The sequence below is a fragment of the Micromonospora sp. NPDC048843 genome (assembly GCF_040649965.1).
GTDB classification, from domain to species: domain Bacteria; phylum Actinomycetota; class Actinomycetes; order Mycobacteriales; family Micromonosporaceae; genus Micromonospora; species Micromonospora hortensis.
Genome location: NZ_JBEZGJ010000190.1, coordinates 1 through 13,255 on the forward strand (window position 1 = coordinate 1; position 13,255 = coordinate 13,255).

General features: G+C 66.7%; 13 protein-coding genes. 4 read left to right on the plus strand and 9 right to left on the minus strand.

Annotation, left to right across the window (positions count from 1 at the left end; translation table 11 throughout):
- Nucleotides 1-487, plus strand: a 487-nt coding sequence (locus AB0C20_RS30680) for an SDR family oxidoreductase (protein WP_357569266.1), incomplete at its 5' end; no start/stop codon positions are given.
- Nucleotides 488-603: 116 nt separating this feature from the next.
- Here the strand turns inward: AB0C20_RS30680 and AB0C20_RS30685 are convergent.
- The 3 genes from AB0C20_RS30685 to zwf form a co-directional block, all read right to left on the minus strand.
- Nucleotides 604-729, minus strand: coding sequence for a hypothetical protein (locus AB0C20_RS30685; protein ID WP_266302508.1), 126 nt, complete (start codon nucleotides 727-729; stop codon nucleotides 604-606).
- Nucleotides 726-2,174, minus strand: coding sequence for an OFA family MFS transporter (locus tag AB0C20_RS30690; RefSeq protein ID WP_357187632.1), 1,449 nt, complete (start codon nucleotides 2,172-2,174; stop codon nucleotides 726-728). Before AB0C20_RS30690 ends, AB0C20_RS30685 begins: the two co-directional genes overlap by 4 nt.
- Before the next feature lie 164 nt (nucleotides 2,175-2,338).
- Nucleotides 2,339-3,718: a glucose-6-phosphate dehydrogenase gene (gene zwf / locus AB0C20_RS30695; protein WP_357569267.1), complete on the minus strand. Its 1,380-nt coding sequence runs from the start codon at nucleotides 3,716-3,718 to the stop codon at nucleotides 2,339-2,341.
- A gap of 213 nt (nucleotides 3,719-3,931) precedes the next feature.
- On the opposite strand from zwf, the gene AB0C20_RS30700 reads away from it, so the two are divergent.
- Nucleotides 3,932-5,530 carry a beta-N-acetylhexosaminidase gene (locus AB0C20_RS30700; RefSeq protein WP_357569268.1) on the plus strand — a complete coding sequence of 533 codons (1,599 nt, stop codon included), beginning with the start codon at nucleotides 3,932-3,934 and terminating at the stop codon, nucleotides 5,528-5,530.
- Between the two features lie 61 nt (nucleotides 5,531-5,591).
- Here AB0C20_RS30700 and AB0C20_RS30705 read toward each other — a convergent pair whose 3' ends face one another.
- The gene (locus AB0C20_RS30705; RefSeq protein ID WP_357187623.1) at nucleotides 5,592-6,056 is read right to left on the minus strand and encodes a hypothetical protein; all 465 of its coding nucleotides are present in this window, start codon (nucleotides 6,054-6,056) and stop codon (nucleotides 5,592-5,594) included.
- Nucleotides 6,057-6,167: 111 nt separating this feature from the next.
- On the opposite strand from AB0C20_RS30705, the gene AB0C20_RS30710 reads away from it, so the two are divergent.
- A complete protein-coding gene (locus AB0C20_RS30710; RefSeq protein ID WP_357569269.1) occupies nucleotides 6,168-6,992 on the plus strand; it encodes an alpha/beta hydrolase in 825 nt (274 codons plus the stop codon).
- A gap of 234 nt (nucleotides 6,993-7,226) precedes the next feature.
- On the opposite strand, the gene AB0C20_RS30715 is transcribed toward AB0C20_RS30710, so the two are convergent.
- The 4 genes from AB0C20_RS30715 to AB0C20_RS30730 all read right to left on the minus strand — a co-directional run bounded on the left by AB0C20_RS30715 (nucleotide 7,227) and on the right by AB0C20_RS30730 (nucleotide 11,357).
- Nucleotides 7,227-7,937 (minus strand): hypothetical protein, encoded by a 711-nt coding sequence (locus AB0C20_RS30715; RefSeq protein ID WP_357569270.1) that lies wholly within the window; start codon nucleotides 7,935-7,937, stop codon nucleotides 7,227-7,229.
- 79 nt (nucleotides 7,938-8,016) lie between these two features.
- A complete protein-coding gene (locus AB0C20_RS30720) occupies nucleotides 8,017-8,835 on the minus strand; it encodes an inositol monophosphatase (protein ID WP_357569271.1) in 819 nt (272 codons plus the stop codon).
- Between the two features lie 139 nt (nucleotides 8,836-8,974).
- Complete coding sequence (locus AB0C20_RS30725) at nucleotides 8,975-9,982, minus strand: hypothetical protein (protein ID WP_357569272.1); 1,008 nt, start codon at nucleotides 9,980-9,982, stop codon at nucleotides 8,975-8,977.
- Nucleotides 9,983-10,607: 625 nt separating this feature from the next.
- A complete protein-coding gene (locus AB0C20_RS30730; protein ID WP_357569273.1) occupies nucleotides 10,608-11,357 on the minus strand; it encodes a hypothetical protein in 750 nt (249 codons plus the stop codon).
- A 119-nt stretch (nucleotides 11,358-11,476) separates the two neighbouring features.
- Here AB0C20_RS30730 and AB0C20_RS30735 point away from each other — a divergent pair, with 119 nt between their 5' ends.
- Nucleotides 11,477-12,472, plus strand: a complete 996-nt coding sequence (locus AB0C20_RS30735) for a tyrosine-type recombinase/integrase (protein WP_357569274.1) — start codon at nucleotides 11,477-11,479, stop codon at nucleotides 12,470-12,472.
- Between the two features lie 6 nt (nucleotides 12,473-12,478).
- Here AB0C20_RS30735 and AB0C20_RS30740 read toward each other — a convergent pair.
- The coding region (locus AB0C20_RS30740) for a fasciclin domain-containing protein (RefSeq protein ID WP_357569275.1) at nucleotides 12,479-13,255 on the minus strand (777 nt) is incomplete at its 5' end.

The following is a 13,255-nucleotide window of genomic DNA, read 5'->3' on the forward strand; positions in this document are numbered from 1 at the left end:
CGGCCTGGTCAACAACGCCGGCGTCACCAGCCTGATCGGGCCGTTCACCGAGTTGCGGGTCGAGGACCTGCGCCGGGTCGTCGACGTCAACCTCGTCGGCTACGTCCTCTGCGCCCAGCAGGCCGCCCGCCGGCTCACCGACGGCGGGGCGATCGTCAACGTCTCGTCGGCGGCCGCGACCATCGGCAGCCCGGGGGAGTACGTGCACTACGCCGCCGTGAAGGCCGCCACCGACACCCTCACCGTCGGCCTGGCCAAGGAACTCGCCCCGAGGGGCATCCGGGTCAACGCCGTGGCGCCCGGCATCGTGCGCACCGACATCCACGCCGACTCCGGGGTGCCCGACCGCGCCGACTCCGCCGTCGGTCGCATCCCGCTGGGCCGCGCCGGCGAACCCGACGAGATCGCCGCCGCCATCGCCTGGCTGCTCGGCCCGGACGCCTCGTACGCCACCGGGACCGTGCTGCGCGTCTCCGGCGGTCTCTGACCACGCGTCCGTCCGATCGGAGACCGTCGGGTGTCTGCGCGGTCGGAGACCGCCGGGTGTCTGCGCGGTCGGAGACCGCCGGGGCGTTCACCCGGTCGTAGACCGCCGGATCCGGCTCAGTGGGTGAACAGCTTCGCCGCGGTGACGACGGTCTGGGCGACCCCGTAGCCGAGCAGCGCCGCCACCACCAACCAGGAGATCCACAACCGGGTCTGCTGCCCGGGTCGGCTGTCCTCACTCATCGCGTACCACTCCTCTGCGCCGTCGTGTCCTCGTCCATGTCCCGATCCGCTTCCTCATCCGCGCCCTGTTGCGGGTTCTGCTCCGTCGCCGGTTCGTGGTAGCGCTGCGGCACCGGGCGCACCAGCAGGTTCGCCACGAAGCCCACGGCCAGCACAGCCACCATCGTGAACAGCGCCGGACGGTACGCCGCGGCGGTCAGCGAGCCCGGCTCGCCCTGCGCGTCGAGGAACCCGTTGACGATCAGCGGTCCGGCGATCCCCGCCGCGGACCACGCCGTCAGCAGCCGACCGTGGATCGCACCGACCTGGAAGGTGCCGAACAGGTCCCGCAGGTACGCCGGCACTGTCGCGAAGCCACCGCCGTAGAACGACAGGATCACGCAGGCCAACAGCACGAACAGGGCCGTCGAGGTCTGCCCGACGAGCGCCAGCAGCGCGTAGAGCACCATGCCGACACCCAGGTACACCAGGTAGATCGGTTTGCGGCCGATGATGTCCGAGGTGGACGACCACACGAACCGACCGGCCATGTTGAACAGCGACAGCAGACCCACGAACCCGCCGGCCGCCGCGACTGTCACCGCCGAGGTGCCGTTGTCGCGGAAGAAGTCCTGGATCATCGGGCTGGCCTGCTCGAGGATGCCGATGCCGGCGGTCACGTTGCAGAACAGCACCACCCAGAGCAGCCAGAACGAGCGGGTCTTCACCGCGTTCGCCGCCGACACGTTCGCCGTGGTGACCAGCGGCTTCGCCGCCACGCTGGCGGGGTCGAAGCCGGCCGGCCGCCAGTCCTGCGCCGGCACCCGCACGTTCGCCACCCCGAACATCATGATCACGAAGTAGCCCAGACCGAGGGTGACGAACAGCCATACCAGGGCGCTGCCCGACGCCGTCGACCCCGCGTTGGCCGGGTCGTAGCCGGCGTCGTAGAACGACAACAGTTGCCGTGACAGCGGAGAGGCGACCATCGCCCCACCACCGAATCCCATGATCGCCAATCCGGTGGCCAGTCCCGGCCGGTCCGGGAACCACTTGATCAGGGTGGAGACGGGGGAGATGTAGCCGATGCCCAGCCCGATGCCGCCGAGCAGCCCGTAGCCCAGGTACAGCAGCCACAGCTGCTTGGTGGCGATGCCCAGCGAGCCCACCAGGAAACCCGCCGCCCAGAAACAGGCCGAGACGAACATCGCCTTACGCGGGCCGTTCGCCTCCACCCAGGTCCCGGCGACAGCGGCGGACAACCCGAGCATCACGATCGCGATGCTGAAGATCACCCCGATCGCCGTCTGACTGGTGTCGAAGTGGGCGATCAGGGAGTTCTTGTAGACGCTGGTCGCGTAGACCTGACCGATACAGAGGTGGATGGCCAACGCCGCCGGAGGGATGAGCCACCGGCTGTAGCCGGGCGGCGCGACGGTGTGCCGACGATCGAGTGCGGAAAGCATGCGCTGCTTCCTCTCCGATGAGGACGAGAAACGTGGTCCCCAACGTGCCCACAGCACTCGTTAGCGGCAAACCTCACCGTCGCCGGACGGTCGTTCCGCTGAGCTGAGCGGTCAGTCAGCGCCCGCGCCGCGCGCTGCGCGATCGACTCGGCTTCCGGCCGCGACTACCGCACGTCCGGCAGGTGCCAGCCGCCGGCCAGCGCGTCGGCGTCCATCGGACCCCAACTGCCCTTCTCGTACGACTGCACCGCCGTCGGCAGATCCAGGATCGGCTCGACGATGCGCCACTCCTGCTCGATGGTCTCGGCACGCGCGAAGCGCAGGTGCTCTCCGTCCATCGCGTCGTCGAGCAGCCGCTCGTACGCCTCCTGCCGGCGACCGAGAGCCGAGCCGAAGTCGACGGACAGGTCCACCGGACGGCTCGCCACCTCGGCACCCGGGCTCTTCGCCTGGATCGACATGGTGATGCCGTCACCGCGTCCGAGGCGGAAACGCAGCAGGTTCGCGGCCCTCGCCGTGCCCCGCTCGGCGGGGATCAGCGAGCGCTGCGGCTGCTTGAACTCGACCACGACCTCCGTCGCCGTCCCCGGCAGGGACTTGCCGGTGCGCAGGTAGAACGGCACGCCCGCCCAGCGGGGGGAGTCGACGGTCAACCGGGTGGCCACGAACGTCTCCGTGTTCGAGTCGACCGCCACGCCCGCCTCGTCGCGGTAGCCGGCGTACTGCCCCCGGACGGTGGACTCCGGCGACAGCGGCGCGACCTGCCGCAGCACCGCGGCCTCCGCCTCCCGGAACGCCGCGGTGTCCTCGCTGGCCGGCGCCTCCATCGCGATGAGCGCCACGACCTGAAGGATGTGGTTCTGCAACACGTCCCGGGTCGCGCCCACAGTGTCGTAGAACCCGGCCCGGCCCTGGGTGCCGAACCCCTCGGCGAGGGTCACCTGGATGTTGTCGATGTGCTCGTTGTTCCACAGCGGCTCGAACAGCCGGTTGGCGAACCGGAAGGCGTAGAGGCTCTCGACGGCTTCCTTGCCGAGGTAGTGGTCGATGCGGAACACGTGCTCCGGCGCGAAGGCCGCGCCCAGTGTGCGATCCAGTTCGCGGGAGGACTCCAGGTCACGCCCGAACGGCTTCTCCACGATCACCCGACCCCGGTCGGCCAGACCCACGGCCGCCAGGCCCTCGACGACGGAGCCGAACACCGCCGGAGGGATCGCCAGGTAGAAGACCGGCCGCTCGGCGTCGCGCAGCCGCTCAGCCAGCCGTTGGTACGTCGTCGGGTCCGCGTAGTTGCCGGAGATCATCGAAAGGTTGTCCGCCAGCCGATCGAAGGTCTCGTCGTCGATCTCGTCATTGGCCTCGGCAACCGACTTGCGGGCCATGGTGACCAACTGCTGATCATCCCAGGGGGAGCGGGCCACGCCGATCACCGGAACGTCGAGGCGGTCGCGCCGGGTCAACTCGTACAGCGCCGGAAACAGCTTCTTCGAGACGAGGTCTCCCGTGACGCCGAACAGCACTACCGCGTCTGAGCGCATGTGCATGGCACTTCCCATTCGATCATCCGAACCTGATCTTCCGAACGGACAACCGCACGACCCACTCCAGGAATTCCCCAGCGTGCGGTGTACGTGAGGTCGGCGACAACACTGTCTCGACGAGCCCTTATGTTAAGGAAGGTTTACAGTACAGGCGAAACGCCGGTAGCCTGCGACTCTAATCGACGAAGGTCGATCACCACGAGGCCTGGAGGTACCGTGCGTCGCCGACACACCACCACACGGCTGCTGGCCCTAGCCGCCCTCGCGCTACCAATCATCCTGCCCACAGCGCCCGCCACCGCCGCGACACCCACCGCACCAACCCGACACCTCAGCGACGTCATCCCCGCACCCGTCGAAACCCACCCCGACGCGCACAACACCTTCCGGATCACCCCCCTGACCGTCATCCGCACCACCCCCGGCTCAGCCGCCGCCCTGCGCATCGGTCACCAACTCGCCACCACACTGCGCGCCGCCACCGGCCACCCCCTGCCCGTCCTGCCCGTACGCTCCACCCCGCTACCCGAGATCGCCCTGCTCATCGGCGGCGCCGACGACCGCATCGGCCAACAGGGCTACCAACTCGACGTCACCCGCCGCGGCGTCACCATCCGCGCCAACACCCCCGCCGGGCTGTTCGCCGGCACCCAGACCCTGCGCCAACTGCTCCCCGCCGACATCGAAGCACCCGACCGGCAGCGGACCACCTGGACAGTCCCCGGCGGACGAATCGTCGACTACCCACGCTTCGCCTACCGCGGCGCGATGCTCGACCTCGCACGCCACTTCCACACCGTCGACGACATCACCGCCTACGTGGACCTGCTCAGCCAGTACAAAATCAACTACCTGCACCTGCACCTCACCGACGACCAGGGCTGGCGCATCCAGATCGACTCCTGGCCCCGCCTCACCACAATCGGCGGGGGACCCGGCACCGGAGTCGACGGCGTCGGCCCCGGATACCTCACCAAGGCCGACTACAAGGCCGTCGTCGCCTACGCCGCCGCACGACACATCACGATCATCCCCGAGATCGACATGCCCGGGCACACCAACGCCGCCCAGTCGACGTACCCCGAACTCAACTGCGACGGCGTCGCACCGCCCCCGCGCACCGACATCGCGGTCGGCTACAGCTCCCTGTGCATCAACGACGAACTCACCTACCGCTTCGTCGAAGACGTCATCCGCGAACTCGCCGCCATCACCCCCGGACCATTCCTGCACATCGGCGGCGACGAAGCCCACGCCACCACCGACGAGGACTACCGCACCTTCATGAACCGGGTCCTGCCCCTGGTCGCGAAGTACGGCAAACGCGCCTCCGGATGGAACGAGATCACCCAGGCCGACCTGCCCACCGACGCCGTCGCCCAGTTCTGGGGAACCGGCACCACAAACGCCAGCCTCGCCGCAGCCGCCGCCCGCGGCAACAAGGTCATCATGTCGCCGGCGAACAAGGCCTACCTGGACATGAAGTACGACGCCAACACCCGCCTCGGCCTGCGCTGGGCCGGCCTGATCGAGGTCTCCGACGCCTACGGCTGGGACCCCGCCACCCGGGTCACCGGAGTCGGCGAGAACGCCATCCTCGGCGTCGAGGCCCCACTGTGGTCCGAGACGCTGCGCACCCTGGACGACATCGAATACATGGCCTTCCCCCGCCTACCCGCGATCGCCGAACTCGGCTGGTCCACCACCGCCAGCCACGACTGGGAATCGTTCCGGACCCGGCTGGGGGAGCAGGCACCCCGCTGGCGACTGCAACAGGTCGACTTCTACCCGTCCCCGCAGGTGCCCTGGATCTGACCCGTACCCCCGTCGCACGCTGTTCGTGGGCACCGGCCGACCCGGCCGGTGCCCACGACGGTCAACGACCGCAGGCGGAGTCCAATGCCTTCAGCGGCGGGTCGAGATCCGGCGCCTCGATCTCGGTGGCCTTCGGACTGGCCAGGTGCTTCTCCACCCCGGCAGCCAGGGTTTCCAACGCGGTACGCACCTGCGGATCGGCAGCGGTCGGCGCCGCCGTCCGCAGGTCCTGCAACAGCGCGGTGTAGTGACCGCGAACCTTCGCGCCCGCCTCCTTGGCGCTCACCGGCTTGTCGATGGCGGCGATCGCATCGTCGGCCATCGCGACGTAGTGCTTCTTGACAAAATCGAGACTCGCGTCGCAGACCTGCTTGCTGTTCGCCGCCACGTCGACGGTCGGGCTGGGCGCCGCGGTGGCCGTCGGCGCGGCGGTCCCCGCGCTCTCCTTCTCGGCAGGCTGGCAGCCCACAACGAGGCCGACGGTCGCGACCAGGCCAACGACAATACGGACAGGCTTACTCGTCAAGGTGTTCCCCCGTGGTGATGTGCGGCCCCGCCGATCGCGGTGAACGGGCGGCGGCCAGAGCGCACCACTGTAGACATCGCCCGCCGTAGGCGCACACCGCTTTCACGCCCGGTGTCCCGGCTCGACCTCGCCGGGCATGAGACGTTGGAGCACATGAACCTGGCGTACGACCACTCAGCGGACACCGGACCAACTGTGGTCTGCCTACCCATGTTCAGCATGAGCCGCACCGCCACGGCCGCCGCCCTCAGCCCCGCACTCGCGGGCGCCGGCCTGCGGGAGATCTACCTGGACCTGCCCGGCCACGGAGACACCCCCGCGAACTGCCCACCCACCTCCCGGGCGGTGCTGGACACCGTCTGCGCCTGGCTCGACCACCACGTCGACGCGCCGGTCCTGCTCGCCAGCGGCTCCTACGGCGCGTACCTGGCCGCCGGCATCGCACGCCAACGACCCGACCTCGTCGCCGGCCTGCTCCTGGTCTGTCCCGGTGTCACCATCGCCCGCGACAGCCGGACCCTGCCCGACGACCCACCGCTCGAAGCGCCCCCGGGCTGGCTCGACGCCGCTCCCACCGAACTGCACGCGCACCTCGACGCCGCCCTGGGCCACCGCACCCCAGCCGTCGTCGCGACGGTGCTCGCCGCCCTGAACTCCGGCGGTCCCGGTGACCCGACATTCCAACAGCAGTTGCAGAACGGCCCCGGCTACGCGCTACCCGACGAGAACGCCGAGGTCGTCTTCGACGGCCCGGTCAGCGTGATCACCGGCCGACAGGACCGGATCGCAGGTTACGCCGACCAGTTCCGCGCCATGCGCCACTACCCGCGTGGCACCTTCACCGTGATCGACGCGGCCGGTCACTACCTGCCGTACGAACAACCCACCCTGCTGCGCGCACTCACCCAGGACTGGCTGCGCCGCACGCGCGACTGACAGCCCAAGCTGGGGGAGCGGGCCGTGCCTGGCCCGGCCAACACCCCTGCTCGGCCTCAGAGTTCCCGGAAGCCGGGCCGCGACCGTGTTGGCGACAGAAATCATCAACGCGGCGATCGTCTGACGCGCCAATCGCTCGCGACGCGCGGCAGTAACCAGATTCGGCCGGCGATCATTGGTGCCACCGAAGCACCTTTGGTGGTCGGATGCGGGCTAGGTGACGGCTACGTGAAGTCAAGAGCCGGCAAGTGAAGAAAATACCATTTCAAGACGATCGCGGACATCGACTTCAGAAAAACAAGTACGTGGAATAGTCTGGCGATCTGGCCCCTGCCGAAGAACATGAGGGCCCTGCTGGCGATTACTTGTCATGAATACCAATGTTGCTGTGAGCTCGTCCGCTGCGGCGCGGACTGTATGCAGTTGCCTGTGGTCAATCGAGTAGTAGGCCCCTGCCGGAAGGTCCGCGGAGAACCGCTCCTCGACCGACACGGTTGCTTGTTTTTCGAGCAGATCGCCGTCGTTCTGCGACGGCGGGCGTGCCAGGTAAGACCCAATGGGACTGCCCTCGTTCACTATTTCAAAATGACGGAGGCGCAGGCGGCCACACAAGACCACGGAGCTGAACCCTTTGACATGGTTGTGAATGTCCTCATTGATTCGCGCACGTCCCGGCAGCCAGACATTCAGCCTCACTTGGTTACTTTCGGCGACCCCCCGCATGACAACAAGCTTTTCGAACCCGTTGACATGGGCGTACGAGGCATCGGCGATTGAACGGATCATGGCAGAATCGACGAGCATGCGCCGAATTACGTCAACGAGATCGTGGCGCCGGAGAAAATTCTCGATGGCGGGGCGCATATTGTCAGCTTGGTTAATAAAGTCGGGATCATCGAGCAGCGCCGGCTCCAAGTACGGATTCGCAACCTGTGGCAGATCCACGAAAAACCTCCTCATGCGCCCCGAGCAGCTTCTGCGCGTACGCCAAGTCCCGTCTCTGCGGTAGAACGGTGACCCAGCGCTACAAGCTACGAATCGACTCAGACACAACCTCGGTCAATTTGTCGATCTCACCGGGCAGTGCCGCTACCACGCGATGCTTCTGCTTGCCCGAAACCTGAGTCGAATGTGCCTCGCCGTGCAGGTTTCGGACCACAGCTCCAGCCTCCGTAGCAATCAATCTGCCAGCGTGAAGGTCCAGATCTCCGACATCATAGCCCACTATCCCATCGATGTCACCCTTTGCGAGCATGAGCCAACACGGCAGCGGAGCCCAAAGATCCAATAAGCGGTGCCCATGACGGATCAACGCATCAAGAATTGCCTGAGGATCTCCATCTCGGCGAACATCGTATCCTTGCAGCCAAGCAAGTACCGGACCACGCCTCGAGGACCGCTCAGGCGCGCGAATCGCCTTCCCATCGTTATCCCAGGCACCTCGATCCTTGATCGCGGACCATGTTCTTTTAGAGACAGGATCGTGGACCGCGCTAAGAATCGGAGTTCTGCGCCGACACAGGGCCACGCCTACCGCCAGGACCGGTAATCCGATCGCAAGGTTGTTGGTTCCGTCGAGCGGATCCACGAGCCAGGTAAACTCGCCGTCGCCGCTCAGCGATCCCGACTCTTCAGCGACGATTGCATGATCCGGAAATGTGCGTCTTATTTCATCGATAATGATCCGTTCCGCACTTGTGTCGAGCGTTGTTACAACGTCGCCACCGTCCCCCTTGTAGCGGATTGAAAGACGGTCGAACATATGTTCGTGTATGAACTCGCCGGCAAGATTGACGGCATCAATGGCTACCCGCCTGCCCAACTCTGCGTCTAGCTGATTCATGCTTGAACTCCACAATGTCGGCGGTAACGCCATCCGCGAAATCAAGAGTGCACCGCCTCTGCGCACTCGCTGCAGGTGACGGCAAGCAGCATCATAACAGCATGTGAGCTATAGGACATGCCACGCGTGCGGGAACGCATCATTCATAGGGATTTTTGGCTCGAATTGCTTTGTCGATGACTTCTCGCACGGAGACGTCGTCGAAGCCCTTAGGCAGAGGAACGCCAACCGCGACAAAAAGAGCACGAGCCTCGGTGACGGTTGGCTCGTCACTTAGGGGTGTCCGGGCAGCCGCCTCCAGGTCTACGCGCTTAGCCTGCGCCATCGTCGTCCGAAGATCATTCGCATACCCATCGAACAGCGGGCTGCCGTTCGAGACGACCATGGCGGGGAATTGAGGATCGTCCTGGGTGATAATGACGCGAGATGCGGATAAGTCAAACCGAAAAGTGGACATTACCGTCGACAATCCGATGCTTATGTCGAGAAACTGGAACCGCTGTTGGTGGTAACACGCAGAGAGGATTGTCGCGTAGGATTCGCGCATTGTGCGGTCGGCTGTCCAAAGTTCACCAGTTCCGTCTGGTCGCGACGACACGGCGTGTCGAAATCTGCTGTACGCTTCACACAGCACCGAGCTTGTCGGATCAATGATTTCAATACGCACGAGTAGAGCACGCCGATCTCGACGGGCGTTCGCAATGCATTCGGGAAGAGTCACCGCGCGGGTATAAGTACCTGTACCCCCACGGAACAGCCATCTGTCAGTATGTTGTCGGGCTTCAGAGAACGCCGCAGCGATATCGGCACCCCGCACCGTCCGGATGTGTGCAATTCCCTCAACCGTCGTCTGCATCTTCAGAACGGCCGAACTCGCCGCTTCCAAGGAAGCCATACGCCGCTCAATTTGTGTCAGCGACTGCGATGCCATCGCGACACTCATTTCGGTTGACCTATCCGCAGATGCCTTGTTCCACCGATCGCGTAGAAGCGCGAATGAAATTACGGCCAGCGTTGCCAGTGTTGCGTTACCGGCAATTTTCGGCGACACAACGTCGAGGAGGCCCAAAGTGCTAGTGACGACAGCAAGAAGCAATGCGACAATGGCGTCGATCTGACGAACTAATCGAAGGGAAGTGCGCTTCATCGATGCACTCCTCAAGAGAGAGGGAATAGCTGATAAATGCGACGTCCTTTTGCGGAATCGATTGTAACACTGGGGGACAAACCTCCATCAAGGTCCTCGCCGCCGCACTTCCGTACAACCAGCACTCCAGCGGGAGAACCCTTCTGCATTGGTTCGTACGGTCTTCACGTGCCTTTCGGCCGGGCCCCGCCTGTTGCTGTCGGATCTTGATGGAGCGCGGGTTCGTGGGGGAGCGGCCGCAGTGAAGTCACACAGACCCTCCTGCGCTGGCGACAGGAGGACGGCCTTGACGCGTTCGTCGAGGTCAACTCCCAGCCCGTGGTTATGCGCTGGAGAGGCGATGGTCGCGGCGACACCGGGAGGAACACGGCTTCGAGTTCCTCGCCCTCGTCCTACGACCTCTCGATACCGGATTCACCCGCCAATGCTCCTGAGCGTTGCCCCGTCCAAGGCTGACGAACAACAGCCGCCGTCACGACTTCCGGTTCCGGCCCAAGGCGCAGGAATCAAGGGCCCTGGATTGACGTAGCCGTACCTCCCGCCCATCCACTTCGAGGCGATTCGATAATGCACATTATGTAAAGTGGTGGGTTCTGGGGGTCCCCTCGTAGCCTGCCGACAGGGGTCAGTCGCGCATCAGGCCCGGCGGACACGCGTCCTCGTCCGGCTCGACGAGGCGCGCGTTGACCAGCGGGTTGCGTCGCAGGGTCGTCAGCACGGCAACACTGGCGCCGATGTCGGTCCAGGTGTCGTCCCACAGGGCGGAGACGAGCCAGGAGCGATCCGCCGGGAAGAACAGGTCGGGCAGCACCCCGTCGCCGCCGCGCATGTGACCGACGCGCCAGGCGAGAGCCTGTTCCGGTCCGGCCTGGACCAACACGTAGGACCAGTCCCCGTAGAGGGACACCCTCGCCGCGCGCGGAAAGACGACGTCGTGGGCACCGGTGTCGAGAAAGCCGAGCCACCAGGGCTGATCCGGCGTGCACGACACCAGCTCGTCGATCACCGCACGTTCGTGGGCGTGGTACTCGACACCCTCTGGCCGGTGGAAGGTGCCGTACGCCTCGAACACCGGCGGGATCGCCGCGGTGACCGAGAGACCCTGTGTGGTGCGCCCGGCGAGCCAGGCGACGTCGCTGGCCGTGCCGATCCGCCAGGTCCGTCCGTCCTTGCTGACGTCAATGGGCTCGGTCGGGGTCGTTGCGTCGTGCTCGACGGCGGTGGGTGACGCATACGGAGCCCACCCGGCTCGGCCAGCGGCCCGCCACTGGTGCCCCTCGGAGCAGACCAGATCTATCGGACCGTCGAGGTCCCGGTACACGATGGGCGTGCCGGGTCGACCACAGGTGGGACAGGTGGCGGCGAGCGACATCATGCCGCGCACGTTACGTGCTTCTCGGTCAGCTCCAGCCGTACTCGTGGCGGCCGGGACGAGGTCCGCTCCCCCTCGCTGACCGCTTCCCGAATACGCGAAAATGCTGCATAATATCCCTTATGCATGACAAACAGGACGAATCGCTCGTGGTGCTGATCGAGGAGTTCCTGACCGCCCGGGCCACCCGCAAGCCCTCCCCACACACCCTGGCGGCGTACCGCAGGGATCTGCGCACTGTCGCGACTCTCGTCGCGGAGGATGCCACCCCTCCCCTGCCCCTGGACGCGCTGTCGATCACCGCCCTCTCCCCCAGGGTGATGCGCGCGGCCTTCGCCCGGTTCGCCGCTCCCCGGGCGTCCGCGTCGGTGCACCGGGCCTGGTCCACCTGGAACAGTTTCTTCACGTTCCTTGTCGCTGACGGGTTCGTGGCGGGTAACCCGATGCCGGCGGTTGGGCGGCCTCGGGCGCTACTCCCCCAGCCGAAGCCGCTGCGCGGCGCGGACACCCCCGAGGTGCTGCTGGCGTCCGCCGCGCGCGACGACGGTCGGCAACGCGATCCGTGGCCGGAGCGGGACGTGGCGGTGTTGGCGGTGGCGCTCTGCGCCGGGTTGCGTCTGTCGGAGCTGCTCGCGTTGCGCGTCGACTCGCTCGGCGGCCGGCCCGGTGAGCGGCGGGTCGAGGTGGCGGGCAAGGGTGGGCGGCCTCGGGTGGTGCCGATCGAGGCGGATCTGGACCGGGTGCTGCGGGACTACCTGGACAGTCGGGTGCGGCGCTTCGGTTCGCGGTCGGTCCGTCCCGACTCGCCGTTTCTGGTGGATCGGCGTGGTGAGCCGTTGCGCCGTGGTGGCCTGCAGTATCTCGTCGAGTCGTGTTACCGGCGGGCGGGCATCGGTGACCGGGTGCCGCGTGGTGCGCGGCTGCACGCGCTGCGGCACACGTTCGCGACCCGGTTGGCGGAGGACGGTGCGAGCGCGGCGGAGATCATGCGGTTGTTGGGGCACGCGTCGTTGGCGTCGTCGCAGACGTACATCGAGGTGACGGCCGGGCAGCAGCGTGACGCGGTCCGCGCCAACCGGACCAACCGCGCGCTGGCGGGTCTGGTGCCGCCCGGGTGAGCGTGGTCAGTGTGCGCGGTGGCCGGTGCCGTCGGCGGTGACGGGCAGGGGGCCGAGGACGGCGTTGATGATGTGGATGCGGGCGTTGGTGGCCTGGTAGTCGGCGCAGACCGTGTCGGCGCGGTCGCCGAGGCGGGCGGTGGGTCCGGTGCGGGTGACGGTGAGGGTGACGCCGTCGAGGGTGGTGGCGGCGCCGGCGGTGGTGAGGTCGGCGATCGGGTGGCTTCCGGTGATGAGGTGGGCTTTCAGCAGGGTGCGGAGCTGGTCGGTGTGGTGGGTCATGAGGTCGTCCCAGTTGTCCTCGGAGAACGTGGCGGCGAAGGCGTCGTCGGAGGGCGCCAGGACGGTGACGCCGGTGCTGGCGGGCAGGGCGGTGAGGACGCCGCTGGTGCGCAGTGCCGCTTCGAACGTGGTGAGGGTGGGGATCCAGCGCAGCGCCTGGTCGACGGGTTGCCCGGCGAGGAAACTCGGGTTGCCCGGGTCGGTGCCGGTGGGTAGGGCGGCACAGAGCGGCCCGGTGGGCTGGGGTGCGGCGCTAGAGGGTGCGGCGTTCGTGCGGGGAGCTGCGGGGCTGCCGGTGCAGGCGGCCAGCAGCAGGGTCGGCAGGAGCAGACCGAGCGTCCGTCGGACGCGCCGAGCGCCGTGCGGTCCGCGGTGTCGTCGGGGTTGTCGCTGTGGGGTGGCGGGGTTCTGGAACATGGCGTACGGTCCGGTGCGCAGGTAGCTGCGCGCCCCCATCTGGACCGAGAGCCGGTACGACGACTCCTGCAGCAGTTTGGGGAC